We start from the raw sequence: 17,961 nt of genomic DNA on the forward strand, positions 1-17,961 counted from the left end.
CCAGACACCGATTGGTACCTGCCGACCCCGCTGAACTGGCCCTTTTGCATTGGGTACCACGCTCCTAGTGTCCCGCCTCACAGGCTACGAGCGCCCTTGGCGTTCTTCGCGATGGGACACACGAATGAATCGGCTGAAGATAACGCTGCCCGCCGTGCTGCTCGCCACGGCGCTGGCTCTGACCGCGTGCAGTAGCGATGGTGACTCCGAGACCACGACCGGCGGTGGCGGTTCCGGCAACGGTACGGTCACCCTCGGTGCCTACCTCGAGCCGGTGAGCCTCGACCTGACCGCCGAGGCCGGCGCCGCGATCCCGCAGGTCCTGCTCTACAACGTGTACGAGGGCCTGGTGCGCCAGAACGCGGACACCGGTGAGGTGGAGCCGCTGCTGGCCAGCGAATGGAAGATGTCCGACGACGGCACCAAGTACACGTTCAAGCTCCGCGACGGCGTGACCTTCCACGACGGCCAGAAGCTGACCGCGCAGGACGTGGTGTGGAGCTTCAAGCGGGTGACCGCGGAGGGCTCGACGAACCCGTTCAAGTCGCAGATGACGGTCGTGAAGACCGTCGAGTCGCCGGACGCCTCCACGGTGGAGGTGACGCTGTCGCGGCCGAGCCAGAGCTGGCTGTTCGACGTCGCCGGCCGCGTCGGCGTGGTGCTCAAGGAGAACGCCACCGACCTGGGGACGAAGCCGAACGGCACCGGCCCCTTCAAGTTCGACAAGTGGAACCGGGGCGACAGCATCACCCTGGTGCGCAACGACGGCTACTGGGGTGACAAGGCGAAGGTCGCCACCGCCGTCTTCCGGTACATCACCGACGCCAACGCGCTGAACAACGCGATGCTCTCCGGCCAGCTCGACATCGTGGCGAACATCCAGGCGCCGCAGCTGCTCGAGGTGTTCAAGGGCAACAAGCAGTTCGAGGTGGTCGAGGGCAAGACGACCGGTGAGGTCGTCCTGGCGATGAACAACGGCAAGGGCCCGCTGGCCGACGTCCGGGTGCGCCAGGCCATCCGCCACGCGATCGACCACGACGCGCTCATCAAGACCGTCTGGTCCGGGTACGGGACGAAGATCGGCAGCATGGTGCCGCCGAGCGACCCGTGGTACGAGGACCGCAACGGCGACTTCCCGCACGACCCCGCCAAGGCCAAGCAGCTGCTCGCCGACGCCGGTCACGCCAACGGGCTCACCCTGACCATGGACGTCCCGCCGCCGGGGTACGCCCGCGCGTCGGCGCAGTTCGTCGCCTCGCAGCTCGCCGAGGTCGGCATCAAGGTGACCCAGAACAACGTCGAGATGCCGCAGTGGCTCGACAAGGTGCTCAGCAAGGCCAACTACGACCTGTCGATCATCGCGCACGTCGAGCCCCGTGACCTGGTTCGCTACGGCCAGCCGGAGTACTACTACCGCTACAAGAACCCGGCCGTCACGCAGCTCATGAACGAGGCCGACACGGCCCTGGACGCGGCGACCCGGGACAAGAAGTTCGCCGAGGCCGCGAAGGTCATCTCGCAGGAGGCCGCCAGCGACTGGCTCTTCCTGCTGCCGAACCTGGCGGTGATCCGCGACGGCGTCGAGGGCTACCCGAAGGACGCGGTGACCCAGTCCTTCGACGTCACCAAGGTGTCGAAGAAGTAATCCAGCTCCACGCACCACAGAAGGACCTGGTTGGGCCCCGGCCCACCAGGTCCTTCTTCATGTCCCGCCACCCCTCGGGCCTCGGGCCCTGCCCCGCGCCCCCCGGGCCGGCCCGGCCCCCGCGATCTTGCAGTTGCGGCCCTCGGTGCGGGCGATCCACCCCTTTCGTCGGGGCGCGAAGTGCAAGATCGCCGAGTGTGGACGGCGACTGTGGATCCCTGAGGCTCGGGAGCGGCTCGCACTGCCGGACGGGGCGTTGGCCGTCGTGGTGCGAAGTACGGGTCGGTGGCGCCGTCGGGCGAGGTCGAGCGGTCTCCTCCGGCGCGGCGTCCGGCCATGTCACACGGCGTGGAAGACCGCGTCCGCCGGCCAGGGCGGCCCCTCCATGGCAGCAGTCCCGGACTGCAGGCCACGTAAGGCGGAGGCGCCTCTGGAGCCTGGAGGGTTTCCTCAGCTCCGCACAGGAACTGCGCTCCCCCGCCGACGACAGCGGCAGCGGCGGGACGCGGTCCGGAGAGCTGTCTGCTGGGGACGAAAGGCAAAGCGAACGCAGCGAGGCGGGTCCCGTCCGGTGTGGACGGAACCCGCCTCGATCGTTCACGCGCGCCTAGCTACCGGCGCGACGGTGAGACAGGGTGCGTGTCAGGCGAGCCGGTCGGAAGCCTGCCCCCGGCGGCGACCCCGCAGGTGCATGCCCAGCAGGCCGACGCCCAGGATGCCCGCGGCCAGCAGGCCCGTGGTCACGCCGGTCGGGACGCTGGGGCCACCGGCGTTACCGGAGGCGAGAACCATGCCGTTCTGCGAGTCCTGCTGAGTGGTGTTGCCCGCCGGAGCAGCCTTCGGCTTCGGCTTGGGCTTGCCGTTGTCGGCAGCGGGCGGCGCGGGGACCGGGGTCTGCGCCAGCGCCTGCGACGCCTGGGCGAAGGTCTCCGGGGTCACGGTCGGGGCGTTGCCCTGGGTACGCCACTGCTTCAGCTGCTTCATGCCCTTGCAGGCCGAGGGGTAGCGGTCGCAGTAGCTGGTGGTGTTGCCGATGCTCTCGGACGAGAGGACGGCCTTGGCGATGGCACGGGCCAGCGTGCTGGCGCCGGCGTTGAAGATGGCGTTCAGCTGACGGGTGTCGGCCGGGTCGTTGATCTGCAGCGCCTCGCCCTTGCCGGTGGAGACGGCGAAGACGGTGTCACCGTCGCCCAGGGTGTGGATCGGGCTGATCGCGCGGGCCATGCCGTCGTGCGCGTTGCCGGACATCCGCTGGGCGGCGGCCTTCTCCAGCGGCGCGTTGGTGGCGACCACGGCGATAGTGGTGTTCGCCGGCTGCTGGGCGGCGGTGCTCGGCGGGTTGCACTCCTTCTTCTTGGGAGCCTTGTAGCCGGCGAACTCGTTGCCGATGCCGAACTTGACGCCGTACAGGGTGCAGTCGGCCGGGTCGACCGGGGAGCCGGCCGGGTTGACGATCACCATGGCGCCGACGTAGATGCCGTCACCGAGGTGAACGCTGGCGGTGCCGACGCCGCCGCGCAGGCCGCCGCCGCGGGCGCCGGTGCCGCCGCCGACGCCGCCCTGACGAACCGGACCGTCCGAAGTGGCCTGCGCCGCGAGGTAACCCCACTCGGCGGAGGTACGCGCCTTCGGGTCACCGCCGCGGCCGAGGTCGAAGATGTCCGCAGCCGGGACGATCGGGGCCACGCCGCCGGCGCCGACGCGTACGCCCTCGCCACGGTCCTCGAGCCAGCGGATGATGCCGTTGGTGGCGGACAGCCCGTACATGCTGCTGCCGCCGAGCTGGATCGCGTTGACGCCCGGGTTCGAGTTGAGCGGGCTGAGGAGGTCGGTCTCCTTGGTGGCGGGGGCACCGCCACGCTGGTCCACGCTGGCCACCGACATCTGCGGCATGTACACGACCGAGGTGCCGGTCAGGTACGGGGCGATGTCGGACTGAACCTGGCCGACCTGGATTCCGGGAACGTCGGTGATGGCGTTGTGGGCACCCGGCGCGCCGGCGGCGGGATTGGCCGACGCGGGCGAGCCGCTGACGAGCACGAGTCCCGGACAGACCAGGGCAGCCGCGGCGAGCGCGGCAAATCTGGACGACTTCATGGAGCTTCTCCCATGCGAAGCACTGCGACTCCCGCCCAGCTTGGGACGGTCGCGGCATTGGTCAACTGCGGAGTCCCCCGTGTACACCTCGGTGATGTGGGGGAGGCTACTGGTCAGACCAGTTGAAGGGAAGGGCTGCTCAGTTAATGGCCGATCTTGCATCATCCGAGGTCAGGCCACATCGGGCTGTTTCAGAGCAATACGTCCACCATCGAGCGCCGGGGCTCCGGCACGTACTCGGCGTAGTAGCGGTGCAGCTCCTCGCGGGTCAGCCGGGCGACCTCGTCGGCCTCGCCGGCCCGCATCGCGTCGAGGACGCGACGGTGATGGGCGAGCGTGCGCTCCATCAGCGCCTCGCGGTCCGGAGCCTCGGCGAGCTTCGTGGAGATGAGGTCCAGCACCATGCTGCGGACCGCGTCGAGGCAGAGCACGAGCAGCTCGTTGCCCGACAGGCGGGCGACGTGCTCGTGGAAGCGGACGTCCGCGGCGCTGAAGGCCTCGTAACCGTCGGCCATGGCGTCCCTCATCCCGGCCAGCGCCTGCTCCAGCTCGTCCAGCTCGGGCGGGGACGCCAGCCGGGCCGCGACGGAACCGGCAGCCGACTCGATGATCATCCGGAACTGGAGCAGCTCCGCCACGCCCAGCCGCCGGCTGTCCACGACCCGGGCGAACAGCTTGCGCATCGCCGAGGCGGTCGACGCGATCACCTGGGGCCCGAGCGGGTCACCCGGGCGGGAACGGATCAGGCCGCTGCTCTCCAGCACGCGCAGCGCCTCGCGCACGGTGGACCTGCTGACGTCGAACTGGGTCGTCAGCTCGCGCTCGCTGGGCAGCCGGTCCCCCGGCCGCAGGTCCCCGGCGGCGATCCGCTCCTCGACCTGCCGGACGATCCCCTCGTACGCCCTCACGGTGCGCACTGGAGCGAACGAGACACCCTTCGGCATGGCGAACCTCCCGACGCACGGCGGCCTCGCGCCGCTAAGAACAACGGTACGGGTCGTTGGCCCGTCGGGCGGGGAGGGTCAGGCCGCGGGAGGCGGCGAGCCCATCGACACGTCGTCGACCTTGATGTTGATCTCATCGACCCGCAGCCCGTACGCCTCGACGGCGGACACGACAGCGGCCCGTACCGCGTCGGTCACCTGCGGAACCGGGTGACCGGCCTCGATCACGAGAACCAGATTGATCACCGCCGCGCCGTTCGTGACATGGGCCGAGCAGCCCCGGCGGGCGTCGCCGACCTGGTCGAGCCCGACCCGGTCGAGCACCGCGTTGAAGAACCGGGCCACGTCACCGCCCAGCTCGGCCACCCCGGGCACCCCGCGGGTGGCGGCCACCGCGATCTTCTCCACCACCTCGTCGGAGACATGCGTGGTCCCGCCCGCCACCGCGTCCGGCGTGATCGACAGTTCCTGGGTCGCCTCGTCAGCCATGCTCTCCCACCCGTCGCACCGCCCCGCGCCGACGGCGTGGGGCGGTGCGAGCGTACTGGACGGAGGCGGTCCGCAGTGGACGGCCGCGCGGTTCAGCGCGCCCCGGCCGACTCCAGCTCGCCGACCCCGTCCAGCCCGCCGGAGGCGCCCGGCACCGGGTGCGGCCCGGCGTCACCCGCTGCCTGCTCGCGGTGCCGCAACCACCGGTCGACGCCGAGGTTGAGCAGCAGGCCGACCGCGGCCCAGACCGCCACGACGGCCAGGTTCCGCCCGACGCCGACCCCGCCGAAGTAGACGAGCGACCGGGCCGTGTCCACAGCGGCGGGCAGCGGTAGGACGCCCTGGAGCGTCCGGAAGAACTCCGGCACCATGTAGACCGACAGGCCGCCGCCGGACGCGGGCACCCCGGCCATCATCAGCACCACCATCATCGGGATGATCGCGGCGAGGCCGAAGGTACGGGTGAACACGGCGGTCACCAGCGACACGGCGAAGATGGTGAGCGCGCCGAAGCCGATCATCTCCGGGGCGTGCCCGTTGACCGCGCCGATGATCACGTCGAACAGCAGCCACAGCCAGGCGGACATGCCGATCGCCCATCCGCCGAGGATCGGCAGGAACTGGCGCAGCCGCCGGATGTGCGGCGCTCCGCCGCGGAGCACTGCCAGCATCAGGAAGCCAGACATGATCCAGGACATGCCGACGTACAGGCTGTTGCTGCCCATCGTGTCGGTCCTGCTGAGCGGCGCCACGTCGGTGACCGCCAGCGGCGTCTGCTGCCCGGCGGCGACCTGGCGGAACATGGTCTGCACCATCATGTGCTGGCTGGACCCGGCGGCCGACGACGAGTACAGGGTGGCCTCGCCGCCCGGCGTCGCGGGCAGCACGTACGCGGCGACCAGGTCCTGGGCGAGGATGCGCTCCCTCGCCTCGTCCACCGACGCGGCCACGGAGATGTCGGCGACCCCGCCGAGACCGGCCCGCAGGCCGGCGGCGACCTGCTCCGCCTGCTCGGGGACCGCGGCGACCACCGCCACCGGGATGTCGTGCGGCTCGGGCTTGTGCATGGAGAAGCTCATCAGGCCCACCACGGCGACCAGGATGCTCAGCGGGAACGCCGCCACCGTCACGTACCGGAACCGCTTGGACCGCGGCGGGCCGCCGGCGAGCGCGGGCAGCGGCGTGTCCGGACCATCGACCTGCGGCGCCTGCGGGATCGGCGCCCCGCCGCGCTCCTTGAGCAGGCAGAGCAGCACGGCGGCGACGATCCAGGCGGCGAGCGTCAGCAGGTGGACGCCGATGCCCCGACCGTCGAAGTAGAGCGCCGACCGCAGCGCCTCACCCGCCGCCGGCAGGGGCAGCACCCCGTGCAGGAACTGGAAGAAACCAGGCATCGTGTCGACCGGCAGCGCCAGGTTCGACGCGGGCATGCCCAGCACGACGAAGAACAGCATTCCGAGCAGGACCGCCAGCGGCCCCATCACCTTGGTGAAGAGCAGCTGGGCGAGACCGACGGCACCGGTCGTGAGCATGCCGACGCCGAGGAACGTGAGGTAGTGGCCGTCGACCGCGCCCACACCGGGTCCGAGGATCAACCAGATGACCGTGCTGGTCAGCGCCGACCAGCCGGCCGCCAGCGGAACGAACCGCCGCAGGCGCAGCAGGTGCGGGGTGGCCATCAGGAGCATGCTCAGCGGTACGTAGCCGGCGAGCATCATGCCCATCGCGGCGAACAGCACCGAGATCCCGGCCCGGTCGTCGTCGGGCAGCGGCGCGACGTCCTCGGTCGTGGACGCCCACTGCTGCTGCATGGCGACCGGGGCGAGGAGCTGTTGCGCGGTGGCAGCGCGGGAGGCGCCGGCCGCCGACGCGGTGATGATCGTCGCCTGGTCCGACCCCGCGGCCGGGAGCTGCAACGCCCCGCTGATCTCCCGGTCCCGCAGGAGTTCCACGGCGGCGTCCCGGGACGCGACCAGCCGGGCCTCGACCGGATCGCCGGTAGTGGCGTTGAGCGCGTCCACGACGCCCTGCGCCTGGGCGCCGCTGCCGACCACCGCCACCGGCATCTGCCGGGGGTGCGGCGAGTGCATCGTCGCCATGTAGGTCGCGAACATCATCGTGACCATGAGGAACGGCATGACGAAGAGGGCGACCGAGCGGACGATCCGCTCCTTGCGGTCGGCGGCGTTCGGCTCGGCGGTCGCCGGGTCGGTGGTGGGCTGCACAGGCATGCTCCGGAGTGGTTCGCGGCTGCGTCGGCAGCCAGTTGTAAGTCAGATGACTTACGTAGTGTAGGTGACGCCGGCGCCGGACCACGAAACGACTAGGTTTGGCCTGCGCCACAGTCGGCGCGCGAGCCACGAGGAGAGGTGCGTTCATGGCACGGTCGGAGGCAGCCCGCGCCGCCCTGCTCGACGCCGCGGAACGCCTGTTCGCCGAGGAGGGGATCGCTCAGATCTCCGACCGCCGGGTGGCCGAGGTGGCGGGCAACACCAACCACTCCGCGGTGCGCTACTACTTCGGCGGGCGGGAGGGTCTACTGCGGGCACTGGTCGCCCGGCACGTGGACGCCCTCGCCGAACCCCGCCGGGCGATGCCCGAGCAGCCCGACTCCGTCCTCGGCGACGTACGCAGTCTCGTGCAGCCGTCCATGGCTGTGCTCGCGAGCCTGCCCAGGCCGAGCTGGCGGGCCCGCTTCCTCGCCCAGGCCCTGCACGACCCGACGCTGCGGGTGCTGATGCGCGAGGCGTTCGAGTCGGCCTTCGTCGACCTGCCGGCCCGCGCGTCGCTGGCGTCGCGCCTGGCGCACCTCGACCGTGGGGTGGTGGCCGGCCGGTCGGCGCTGATCGCCCGCATCGTCATGACCGCCACCGCCGAGGTCGAGGCCCGGGCCGAGCAGGAGGGGCAGGACCCGCACTGGCTGGACGTCGGCGACTTCCTCGCCGACGCCATCGCCGGCATGCTGGCGGCTCCGGTCAGCCGACCCGGAGCCGCCAATCCGCTCACCGACGCGGAGCTCTGAGCCCGGAGGCGGACCGGCGGAACCCGGCGGCCCGAGCCTTCAGGAGCCGAGCTGCGCGAGCAGGTCCTCGGCTGCGGCGTACGGGTCCAGGGCACCCTCGGCCACCTTGGCGGCGAGCGTCGGGAGCTGCGTACCGTCGCGCAGCGAGCCGATCCGGGCGCGCAGCACGCCCAGCGCGATCGCCTCGATCTCGGCGGCGGCCCGCGTCTCCCGGCGGCGGCGCAGTTCGCCGTGGCGCTCCAGCCAGTCGCGGTGCTTGTCGATCGCGGCGGCGATGTCGTCGATGCCCTCGGCGCGGGCGGCGATCGACCGCACCACCTGCGGACGCCACTCCCCCGGCCCGCGCTCGCCGAGCGCGATCATGCCCTGGATGTCGCGGACCGTGGCGTCGGCGCCGTCCCGGTCGGCCTTGTTGACCACGAAGACATCGGCGATCTCCAGGATGCCGGCCTTGACGGCCTGGATCGCGTCACCCATGCCCGGCGCGAGCAGCACCAGCGTGGTGTCGGCGAGCGAGGCCACCTCCACCTCGGCCTGCCCGACGCCGACGGTCTCGACGAGCACCACGTCGCAGCCCGCGCCCTCCAGCACCCGCACCGCCTGCGGCGTGGCGGCGGAGAGCCCGCCCAGGTGGCCCCGGCTGGACATCGAGCGGATGTAGACGCCCGGGTCCGTCGCGTGGTCCTGCATCCGGACCCGGTCGCCGAGGATGGCCCCGCCGGTGAACGGGCTGGACGGGTCGATCGCCAGCACGCCGACCCGGTGACCGCGCGCCCGCAGCGCCCGGACCAGCTCGTTGGTGGTGGTCGACTTGCCCACCCCGGGCGAGCCGGTCAGGCCGACGACCTGGGCCTGCCCGCCGTACGGCGCGAGCGCCGCCGCGACCTGCGGCAACACCTCGTCGCCGGACTCGACCAGGGTGATCAGCCGGGCCACCGCGCGGGGGTCACCCGCGCGGGCCCGCTCGACAAGCATGGGTACGTCCCGGCTGCGGCGCACCGGGCCGGTGGCCGCCGCCGGGGCGTTCTGTACGTCACTCACAGGTATCAGCTATCAGCTCTCGTCGCCGTTCGGCACATGGATGATCAGCGCGTCGCCCTGCCCGCCACCGCCGCAGAGCGCCGCCGCGCCGGTGCCACCGCCCCGGCGCTTCAGCTCCATCGCCAGCGTGAGCACGAGCCGGGCGCCGGACATGCCGATCGGGTGGCCGAGCGCGATCGCGCCGCCGTTGACGTTCACCTTGTCGGTGCCGACCCCGAGGTCACGGGCGGACTGGATGCCGACTGCCGCGAACGCCTCGTTGATCTCGATGAGGTCGAGGTCGTCGACGCTCAGGCCGCCCTTCTTCAGGGCGTGGTTGATCGCGTTGGACGGCTGCGAGTGCAGGGAGTTGTCGGGGCCGGCCACGTTGCCGTGGGCGCCGATCTCGGCCAGCCAGGTGAGCCCCAGCTCCTTGGCCTTGGCCTTGCTCATGACCACGACGGCGGCGGCGCCGTCGGAGATCGGCGAGGAGCTGCCGGCGGTGATGGTCCCGTCCTTGGCGAAGGCGGGGCGCAGCTTCCCGAGCGACTCGGTGGTGGTGTCCGGCCGGATGCCCTCGTCCTCGCTGATCACCAGCGGCTCGCCCTTGCGCTGCGGAATGACCACCGGGGTGATCTCGTCGGCGAAGTGCCCGTTCTTCTGCGCGGCGGCGGCGCGCTGGTGGCTGGCCGCGGCGAACGCGTCCTGCTCCTCACGGGTGATGCCGTGCTTCGCGCCGTGCCGCTCGGTGGACTCGCCCATCGAGCAGCAGTCCCAGGCGTCGGTGAGGCCGTCCAGGGCCATGTGGTCCTTGACCGCCACGTCGCCGTACTTGTAGCCCGAACGCTGGCCGAGCAGCAGGTGCGGGGCGTTTGTCATCGACTCCATGCCGCCGGCCACCACGACGTCGAACTCGCCGGCCCGGATGAGCTGGTCGGCCAGCGCGATCGCGTCCAGCCCGGAGAGGCAGACCTTGTTGATGGTCAGCGCCGGGGTGGACATCGGGATGCCGGCCTCGACGGCGGCCTGCCGGGCCGGGATCTGTCCGGCGCCGGCCTGGAGCACCTGCCCCATGATCACGTACTGGACCTGCTCGGGCGCGACGCCGGCGCGCTCCAGGGCCGCCTTGATCGCGATGCCACCGAGCCTGGTCGCGGGGAGGTCCTTGAGGTTGCCCAGCAGGCGCCCCATCGGGGTCCGCGCGCCGCTGACGATCACCGAAGCCATTGCCTGCCTCCGAGGGGTGCCGACCTGTACGCCTTAACGATTGTTCGGTCAGACTAGCGTCATGGCTGAGAACTCCCCCGTCGAGCCCGCTGCCGAGTTTGTCACAGACATCGGCCTGCGCCGCATCGACCACGTCGGGATCGCCGTTGGCGACCTGGACGCCGCGATCGACTTCTACCAGCGCACGTTCGGCATGCGCTGCGTGCACACCGAGACCAACGCCGAGCAGGGCGTACGCGAGGCGATGCTGGCGGTCGGGCCGGACGCCTCCGGCGGCATGGTGCAGTTGCTCGCGCCGCTGTCCCCGGACACCACGATCGGCAAGTTCCTGGACAAGCGCGGCCCGGGCATCCAGCAGGTCGCGTACACGGTGGCGGACATCGACGCGGCCTGCGCGGCGCTGCGCGAGCGCGGCGTGCGGCTGCTGTACGACGCCCCCCGGCGCGGCACGTCGAACTCCCGGGTCAACTTCGTGCACCCGAAGGACGCCGGCGGCGTGCTGATCGAACTGGTCCAGCCCGCCTGAGGCGCAAGGAAGGGCCCCTTCTTAACAGACGTCTGTTAAGAAGGGGCCCTTCCTAACCAGTGGGAACGCGCGCGGCAGTGCGCGCTTGCGCGTTCCCACGGACACCTCCACTCATCGGCCGATGCAGTTTTTCACAGAGGGCTTCCCGCTTTAGCTACCGTTAAGTAACGTCCGCCCGAACAGCAGCGGCGACCGGTGCCGAATGTGTCGATTGCCGACATGGCGGTCCCGTCGCACCGGCGCCGACGATGGCAGCACCCCTGCCCGCGGTGTGCGGGTGCGGACTAACGGGAGGTCACCGTGCAGGACATCCTCGAAGCGATCATGGCGGCGGAGGGTTCGTCGCAGCCGGAGCGGGAGCTCGCCAGGCTCGCCGGCCTGCCCGTGCCGGAGAGCTACCGGGGCGTGGTGGTGCGCGCCGAGGACACCCGCATGTTCGACGGCATGGCCACCCGCGACAAGGACCCGCGCAAGGCGCTGCACGTCCAGGAGGTGCCCACCCCGGAGCTGGGCCCGGGTGAGGCCCTGGTCGCGGTGATGGCCAGCGCGATCAACTACAACACGGTGTGGACCAGCATCTTCGAGCCGCTGCCCACGTTCAAGTTCCTCCAGCGCTACGGCCGGCTCTCCGAGCTGACCCGCCGCCACGACCTGCCGTACCACGTGGTCGGCTCGGACGCCGCCGGCGTGGTGCTGCGTACCGGGCCGGGCGTGACCAAGTGGAAGGCCGGCGACGAGGTGGTCGCGCACTGCCTCTCGGTCGAGCTGGAGGACTCCGCCGGCCACGACGACACGATGCTCGACCCGCAGCAGCGGATCTGGGGCTTCGAGACCAACTTCGGCGGCCTGGCCGAGCTGGCGATCGTCAAGGCCAACCAGCTGATGCCGAAGCCGCGCCACCTGAGCTGGGAGGAGGCGGCCAGCCCAGGGCTGGTCAACTCCACCGCGTACCGGCAGCTCGTCTCGCACCACGGCGCGAACATGAAGCAGGGTGACGTGGTGCTGATCTGGGGCGCCTCCGGCGGCCTCGGCGGCTACGCCACCCAGATGGCGCTCAACGGCGGCGCGATCCCGGTCTGCGTGGTCTCCTCCCCCGAGAAGGCCGAGCTGTGCCGCAAGATGGGCGCCGAGCTGGTCATCGACCGCACCGCCGAGGGGTTCAAGTTCTGGTCCGACGAGCACACCCAGGACCAGGACGAGTGGCGCCGCTTCGGTGAGCGCATCCGCCAGCTGACCGGCGGCGAGGACCCGGACATCGTCTTCGAGCACCCGGGCCGGGAGACGTTCGGCGCCAGCGTCTACGTCGCCAAGAAGGGCGGCACGATCGTCACCTGCGCCTCCACCAGCGGCTACATGCACCAGTACGACAACCGCTACCTGTGGATGCACCTCAAGCGGATCGTCGGCAGCCACTTCGCCAACTACCACGAGGCGTGGCAGGCCAACCGGCTGGTCGCGCTCGGCAAGGTGCACCCGACCGTGTCGAAGACGTACGCGCTGGAGCAGACCGGCCAGGCCGCGTACGAGGTGCACCGCAACGCGCACCAGGGCAAGGTCGGCGTCCGGTGCCTGGCCCCCACCGACGGGCTCGGCGTCCGCGACACCGAGATGCGCTCGCGGCATGAAAGCGCGATCAACCGCTTCCGCGGTCACTGACCGTACGGTCGTCCCGGATTGCCTTTCCGGCCGACCCGGGCGCCATTCGACCGGCGTACGCACAAAGGGCCGCGGGTACCGACCCGCGGCCCTTTTCGCGCCGCCTTCCCCGGAGAAGCCCGACCCGCCCGACCCGCCCGGGAGCTGCCAAGATCGCCAATTGGTCCGGTCCCACCGGCCGACCGAGTTGACCATGTAAACAGGACGCGAAAGGTGCCGACCGCTCTTGCGAACCACCCTGGGGCGTCTGCCAGTATGTCCCAATGCCCCAGCAGCAGTCCTCCCCTCTTGCGTTCTTCGATAACGCGAACTCGCAGCCCGATTTCACCGTCGGCCTGCGCGGTTACAACACCAACCAGGTCGACGACTTCATCGGCCGCCTCACCGCCGCCCTGAGCCAGTCCGAGCAGGCCCGCGCCGAGGCCGAGCAGCGGATGAACGACGCTCAGCGCCGGCTGCGGCAGGCCGAGCAGCGCCAGAGCGCGCTCGAGCAGAAGCTCACCGAGACCAACAAGCAGCTCGAGGAGAACAGCCGGCCGACCCTGTCCGGCCTGGGCACTCGCGTCGAGCAGATCCTGCGGCTGGCCGAGGAGCAGGCCAACGACCACCGCAACGAGGCCAAGCGCGAGTCGGAGGGCATCCTCTCCGCCGCCCGCCTCGAAGCGCGGGAGATCACCGACAAGGCACGCGCCGAGGCGGCCGCCATGAAGGCCACCGCCGAGCGCGAGGCCGGCAGCGTCCGTACCGCCGCCGAGCGGGAGGCCGCCGAGGTCCGGGTGCAGGCCCGCCGCGAGGCCGACACGCTGCGCGCCGACGCCGACCGGGAGACCAAGCAGCTGCGTACGGTCACCGCGCACGAGGTGGCTGAGCTGAAGTCGACAGTCGAGCGGGAGGTCGCCACGCTGCGCGCCACCGCCGAGCGGGAGATCACCCAGCAGCGGGCCAAGGCTGGCCGGGAGGCCGAGGAGAAGCGCGCCGAGGCGACGAAGCTGCTCACCGACGCCCGCGACAAGCGCGACAAGGACCTGCAGGCGCTGGAGCTCCAGCTCGCCGAGCGGCGGGAGAAGGCCGAGCGCGAGGAGTCGGAGCGGCACGCCGCCCAGGTCTCGCAGACCCAGAAGCTGGTGAACGAGGCCGAGCAGCGGGCGCGCGCCGCGCAGGAGCGGGCCAAGGAGATCGAGCAGCGGGCCGAGGCCCGCCGGGTCGAGTCCGAGCGCACCGCCAACGAGACCGTCGACAAGGCCAAGGCGCTGGCCGACAAGACGCTCAACGAGGCGCGTGCCGAGGCGCAGCGGGTGCTCAACGAGGCCCGTACCGAGGCCGAGCTGACCACGCAGGCGGCGCGCCGCGAGGTCGACGACCTCACCCGCCAGAAGGACGCGGTCACCTCGCAGCTCGGGCAGATGCTGTCCGGCCTGGCCGGCATCGTGCCGGGCGTCCCGGCCGCCGGCAAGAGCGAGACCCCGAAGGCCGACGCCTCCGGGCAGAAGGTGACGGCCGAGTCGGCCGGCTGATCGATTCACCCGCTGTCGGGGGCATGAGCCACGGCGCGGGGTGACGCCGGGTGACCGGTGTCGCCTCGCGCCGTCATGCTGTGCGGGCCCGTTTCGCCAGGAGGGTGAAGTAGCTCCCAGAAGGGGCGTCCGTATCGCCCCAGCAGAACCGGATGCGTGTGAGGATGGGGTCATGTCGCACGGCGAGGAACTGTTCGCGCTCGGCGGGGACGTGACGACGGAGCCCAGCTTCGAGTCCGCCCTGCGGGGGTACGAGAAACGACAGGTCGACCGCTACGTCGCTCGCGCGGAGCACGAGATCGCGGCGCTGACCACCGAGCGGGAACAGGCGTATACGCAGATCCACAAACTGGCCGGTCAGGTCGAGGTGCTCCAGCGCGACCTGGCCCAGGTGCGTAAGCAGGCGGCGGTGGTGGACCGGGCGTCGTTCCGGCACCTGGGTCCGCGTGTCGAGCAGATCCTCACCATGGCCGAGGAGCAGGCCGACGAGATCCTCGCCGCCGCCAACGAGGAGATCGAGGCCCGCCGGGCCGCCGCCGAGCACATCGTCGAGGAGGCCCGGGAGCAGGCCGCCCAGGCGCTGAAGGACTTCGAGATCGCGCTGGCCGCCCGCCGGTCCGAGGAGGAGCGGCACACCGCCGCCCGCAAGGCCGAGGCCGAGGCCACGCTCAAGGCCGCCAAGGACGAGTCGGCGACGCTGCGCAAGAGCGCGCAGGACGAGTCGGAGAAGCTGCGCGCCGCCGCCCAGGACGAGGCCGAGAAGCTGCGCCGGACCGCCCAGGACGCGCTGGCGAAGGCCCAGCAGGAGGCCACCCAGCTGCGCGACACCGCCAAGGAGATCCACTCCCGGGCCCAGCAGGAGGCCGCCCGGCTGCGCGAGACGGCCAAGGAGGCGCTGGCCAAGGCCCAGCAGGAGGCGAGCCAGCTCCGCGAGGCGGCCAAGGAGGTGCACGCCAAGGGCCAGCAGGAGGCCAAGCGGCTCACCGACGCCGCCGCCGAGGCCGGCCGGGCCTCGCACGCCAAGGCGCTGGCCGAGGCCAAGAAGATCGTGGACGACGCGGAGGAGGCCGCCAAGGCCACCCGCGGCCGGGCGCGCACGGAGGCCAACCGGCTCACCAGCGAGGCCGCCGAGGCGGGCAAGCGCAACCGCGCCGAGGTCGAGGCGTACGTGCAGCGCATGCGCACCGAGACCGAGACGTACGTGCAGCAGTCCCGCGCCCAGACCCAGCAGGAGCTGGGCGCCTGGCGAGCCGGGGTGGAGAAGGAGGTCGCCGAGCTGCGGGACAGCGCCGGGCGTGAGCTGGCCCAGCGCCGGGCCGCCGCCGAGCAGGAGTTCGCCAAGCGCCGCGACGAGCTGGACAAGCAGCACGCCAAGCGGCAGGAGGAGCTGGAGCAGGCGTACACGACCCGCCGCGACGAGATCGAGCGCACCGCCGCCGAGGTCCGGCAGGCCGCCGAGGCCGACGCGTTGAGCATGCGGCAGCAGGCCGAGCTGGAGGCCGCCGAGCTGCTGCGCCGGGCCGAGGAGGACGCCACCGCGCAGCGCCGCAAGGCCGACGAGCACGTCGCGGCCTCGCGCCGCCAGTTCGAGGAGTACGCGGCCACTACCCAGCAGCACCTCGCCACCACCCAGCAGCACCTGGCCGCGACCCAGCAGGAGGTGGCCGCCGGCCGGCAGCAGCTCGCCGGCGTGATGCTGGAGATCGCCAAGGCGCAGCAGGAGCTGGCCGACCTGCGCACCGAGACGTGGAAGTCCCGGCAGGAGTCCGACGACCTGGAGCGGCAGCTCACGGACCTGCGGCGCGAGGCCGGCTCGGCCGGCATCACGGCCACCCCGGTCGACCCGGACGACCTAGCCACCGCCGCCTCCACCGGCCGGTCCACTGACGAAGGCAAGCCGGCGGGCGAGGGCACGCCGGTCGGCAGCGGCGCGGAGACCGTCGGCGACACCCCGGCCGGCGGCGGTGCGGCGGTGGCCGCGAAGGGCACCGCCACCGCCGTCCCCAACGGCGCCGGGCCGACCAAGGGTGACGGCGAGCCAGTCGATGCGGGCAAGGCGAAGCCGGTCGGCGAGCCGGTGACCACCATGGACTCCCCGGCCGGCGCGGGCGTCGACGGAGAGCCCACGGTGGCCGCCGTACCGGGTGAGGGCGGGCGCGGCGCCACCCCCACGAAGATCACCAGCACCGGTGAGAACGGCAAGCGCCCGACCAAGCCGACCACCGACGAGCGCAGCGCCAAGCCCAGCACGGTGACTGTCGACAAGGACTGACCCACCCGCCTCCGCCGCGCCACCTCGGGGAAGTGGTGCCATCCGCCGACCCGGACCACGCCACTTCCCCGAACTGGCGGGCCCAGCGCCACGTCGGCGAAGTGGCGGCATCCCACCCACCCGGACCACACCACCTCCCCGAACTGGCGGGCGACCCGCGCCAGGGCGGCCCGCCGGGACGGCCGGCGGGTGGCGGGTGATGGGATGGCCGGGGCCGGGCGGTGGCGACTACCCTGCGGGCAGACGGCCGCGCGGCGGTCGCGGACGTCAACGGCGGGCGAGCAGGGCAGCGGGGAGGCACGGGTGTCACAGGAGGGTTCCGCCGCCCGGGACGACGAGGCCGCTAACGTGAACACCTCCGGGTTCCCCGTCGGCGACGCGAAGCCCGCAAGCGACACCACGGGCACCGCGGGTGAGACCACGCGCACCGCGGAGCACGCGCGGACCGGCACGAGCGGCGGACGGCCCGTCGACGTCGACCCGGGCGAGTTCGAGCCGAGCGGCCGGTTCGGCGTGCCGGGGCGTCCACTACGGCGCAGCGCATTCCTGATCGGCTTCACCGGCGCGCTCGGCGTGCTGCTGGCGTACGCGCTGTTCCTGGGCGTGCGCAACGCCGCCGGCATCCTGGTGCTCGTGGTGATCGCGCTGTTCCTCGCGGTCGGCCTGCACCCGGCGGTGGTCCGGTTGCGCCGCTGGGGCATGCCGCGCGGGCTGGCGGTGGCGGTGGTGACACTCACCCTGCTGCTGCTGATCGTCGCCGGCCTGCTGGCCCTGGTGCCGCCGGTGGTGACCCAGTCCGGCCAGTTCGTGCAGCAGTTGCCCGGCTACGTCGAGGAGCTGCGGCGCAATGAAACTGTCAACGACCTCGTGGTCCGCTACGACGTGATGGAACGGGTCCAGGCGGCGGCGAACGCGGACAACGTCGAGCGGGCCCTCGGCGGTGTGCTCGGCGGGGCGCAACTGATCTTCGGCACGCTGTTCCGCCTGCTGACCGTGCTGGTGCTGACGATCTACTTCCTGGCGTACTTCGACAAGCTGCGCGAACTCGGGTACGCGCTGGTGCCGCGCACCCGCCGGGAGCGGGTCCAGCTGATCGGCGACGAGATCCTGACCCGGGTCGGCGCGTACATGGTCGGCGCGCTCGCCATCGCGGTGATGGCCGGGGTGAGCACGTTCGTGTTCGCGCTCGCGGTCGGCCTGCCGTACCCGTTCGCGCTCGCCGTGGTGGTCGCGGTGACCGACCTGATCCCGCAGATCGGGGCGACGCTGGGCGCGGTGGTGGTGACGCTCGTCGGGCTCGCCACCGACCTGCCGGTGGGCATCGCCTGCCTGGTGTTCTTCGTGATCTACCAGCAGATCGAGAACTACCTGATCTACCCGAAGATCATGCGCCGGGCGGTGTCGGTGAACGAGGTGGCCGCGTTGCTCGCCGCGCTGCTCGGGGTGTCACTGCTGGGCGTGGTGGGCGCGCTCATCGCGATTCCCACGGTGGCCGCGTTGCAGCTGATCCTGCGCGAGGTGGTGATACCCCGCCAGGACGCCCGCTGAG

Annotated in this window: 13 protein-coding genes; 7 read left to right on the plus strand and 6 right to left on the minus strand. The window is 71.8% G+C overall.

Going from position 1 to position 17,961, the window contains the following annotated elements:
• The first annotated feature begins 124 nt into the window (after positions 1-124).
• Positions 125-1,645: an ABC transporter substrate-binding protein gene (locus FHU28_RS28820; protein ID WP_184687951.1), complete on the plus strand. Its 1,521-nt coding sequence runs from the start codon at positions 125-127 to the stop codon at positions 1,643-1,645.
• Positions 1,646-2,287: 642 nt separating this feature from the next.
• Here FHU28_RS28820 and FHU28_RS28825 read toward each other — a convergent pair.
• The 4 genes from FHU28_RS28825 to FHU28_RS28840 all read right to left on the minus strand — a co-directional run bounded on the left by FHU28_RS28825 (position 2,288) and on the right by FHU28_RS28840 (position 7,406).
• On the minus strand, positions 2,288-3,742 hold the full coding sequence (locus tag FHU28_RS28825) for a P1 family peptidase (protein WP_184687953.1): 1,455 nt from the start codon (positions 3,740-3,742) through the stop codon (positions 2,288-2,290).
• 191 nt (positions 3,743-3,933) lie between these two features.
• Complete coding sequence (locus tag FHU28_RS28830; RefSeq protein ID WP_311773672.1) at positions 3,934-4,650, minus strand: FadR/GntR family transcriptional regulator; 717 nt, start codon at positions 4,648-4,650, stop codon at positions 3,934-3,936.
• A 114-nt stretch (positions 4,651-4,764) separates the two neighbouring features.
• Positions 4,765-5,175, minus strand: a complete 411-nt coding sequence (locus FHU28_RS28835) for an Asp23/Gls24 family envelope stress response protein (RefSeq protein WP_184687957.1) — start codon at positions 5,173-5,175, stop codon at positions 4,765-4,767.
• 92 nt (positions 5,176-5,267) lie between these two features.
• Complete coding sequence (locus FHU28_RS28840) at positions 5,268-7,406, minus strand: ABC transporter permease (RefSeq protein ID WP_221453320.1); 2,139 nt, start codon at positions 7,404-7,406, stop codon at positions 5,268-5,270.
• A gap of 146 nt (positions 7,407-7,552) precedes the next feature.
• Between FHU28_RS28840 and FHU28_RS28845 the strand changes: the two genes are divergently transcribed.
• Positions 7,553-8,197, plus strand: coding sequence for a TetR/AcrR family transcriptional regulator (locus FHU28_RS28845; protein ID WP_184687959.1), 645 nt, complete (start codon positions 7,553-7,555; stop codon positions 8,195-8,197).
• Positions 8,198-8,236: 39 nt separating this feature from the next.
• On the opposite strand, the gene meaB is transcribed toward FHU28_RS28845, so the two are convergent.
• Both meaB and FHU28_RS28855 read right to left on the minus strand, forming a co-directional pair.
• Positions 8,237-9,172: a methylmalonyl Co-A mutase-associated GTPase MeaB gene (meaB, locus tag FHU28_RS28850; protein ID WP_260413690.1), complete on the minus strand. Its 936-nt coding sequence runs from the start codon at positions 9,170-9,172 to the stop codon at positions 8,237-8,239.
• Positions 9,173-9,250: 78 nt separating this feature from the next.
• Entirely contained in the window at positions 9,251-10,444 is a 1,194-nt protein-coding gene (locus FHU28_RS28855; protein ID WP_184687963.1) for an acetyl-CoA C-acetyltransferase, read from the minus strand.
• Positions 10,445-10,505: 61 nt separating this feature from the next.
• Between FHU28_RS28855 and mce the strand changes: the two genes are divergently transcribed.
• The 5 genes from mce to FHU28_RS28880 all read left to right on the plus strand — a co-directional run bounded on the left by mce (position 10,506) and on the right by FHU28_RS28880 (position 17,960).
• The gene (gene mce, locus FHU28_RS28860; protein ID WP_184687966.1) at positions 10,506-10,970 is read left to right on the plus strand and encodes a methylmalonyl-CoA epimerase; all 465 of its coding nucleotides are present in this window, start codon (positions 10,506-10,508) and stop codon (positions 10,968-10,970) included.
• 300 nt (positions 10,971-11,270) lie between these two features.
• Positions 11,271-12,626 carry a crotonyl-CoA carboxylase/reductase gene (gene ccrA, locus FHU28_RS28865; protein WP_184687968.1) on the plus strand — a complete coding sequence of 452 codons (1,356 nt, stop codon included), beginning with the start codon at positions 11,271-11,273 and terminating at the stop codon, positions 12,624-12,626.
• 263 nt (positions 12,627-12,889) lie between these two features.
• A complete protein-coding gene (locus FHU28_RS28870; protein ID WP_184687969.1) occupies positions 12,890-14,140 on the plus strand; it encodes a DivIVA domain-containing protein in 1,251 nt (416 codons plus the stop codon).
• A gap of 172 nt (positions 14,141-14,312) precedes the next feature.
• Positions 14,313-16,412 (plus strand): coiled-coil domain-containing protein, encoded by a 2,100-nt coding sequence (locus tag FHU28_RS28875; RefSeq protein WP_184687973.1) that lies wholly within the window; start codon positions 14,313-14,315, stop codon positions 16,410-16,412.
• Between the two features lie 303 nt (positions 16,413-16,715).
• Positions 16,716-17,960 (plus strand): AI-2E family transporter, encoded by a 1,245-nt coding sequence (locus FHU28_RS28880; RefSeq protein ID WP_184687975.1) that lies wholly within the window; start codon positions 16,716-16,718, stop codon positions 17,958-17,960.
• The last annotated feature ends 1 nt before the right edge of the window (position 17,961 follow it).

Origin of the sequence: Micromonospora echinospora (assembly GCF_014203425.1) — a bacterium.
GTDB lineage: Bacteria > Actinomycetota > Actinomycetes > Mycobacteriales > Micromonosporaceae > Micromonospora > Micromonospora echinospora_A.

Excerpts from the sequence above, each read along its gene's own strand:
- FHU28_RS28820 (WP_184687951.1), top strand. The coding sequence starts at position 125 with ATGAATCGGCTGAAGATAACGCTGCCCGCCGTGCTGCTCGCCACGGCG.
- FHU28_RS28825 (WP_184687953.1), bottom strand. The coding sequence starts at position 3,742 with ATGAAGTCGTCCAGATTTGCCGCGCTCGCCGCGGCTGCCCTGGTCTGT.
- FHU28_RS28835 (WP_184687957.1), bottom strand. The coding sequence starts at position 5,175 with ATGGCTGACGAGGCGACCCAGGAACTGTCGATCACGCCGGACGCGGTG.
- FHU28_RS28840 (WP_221453320.1), bottom strand. The coding sequence starts at position 7,406 with ATGCCTGTGCAGCCCACCACCGACCCGGCGACCGCCGAGCCGAACGCC.
- FHU28_RS28845 (WP_184687959.1), top strand. The coding sequence starts at position 7,553 with ATGGCACGGTCGGAGGCAGCCCGCGCCGCCCTGCTCGACGCCGCGGAA.
- meaB (WP_260413690.1), bottom strand. The coding sequence starts at position 9,172 with ATGCTTGTCGAGCGGGCCCGCGCGGGTGACCCCCGCGCGGTGGCCCGG.
- FHU28_RS28855 (WP_184687963.1), bottom strand. The coding sequence starts at position 10,444 with ATGGCTTCGGTGATCGTCAGCGGCGCGCGGACCCCGATGGGGCGCCTG.
- mce (WP_184687966.1), top strand. The coding sequence starts at position 10,506 with ATGGCTGAGAACTCCCCCGTCGAGCCCGCTGCCGAGTTTGTCACAGAC.
- FHU28_RS28870 (WP_184687969.1), top strand. The coding sequence starts at position 12,890 with ATGCCCCAGCAGCAGTCCTCCCCTCTTGCGTTCTTCGATAACGCGAAC.
- FHU28_RS28875 (WP_184687973.1), top strand. The coding sequence starts at position 14,313 with ATGTCGCACGGCGAGGAACTGTTCGCGCTCGGCGGGGACGTGACGACG.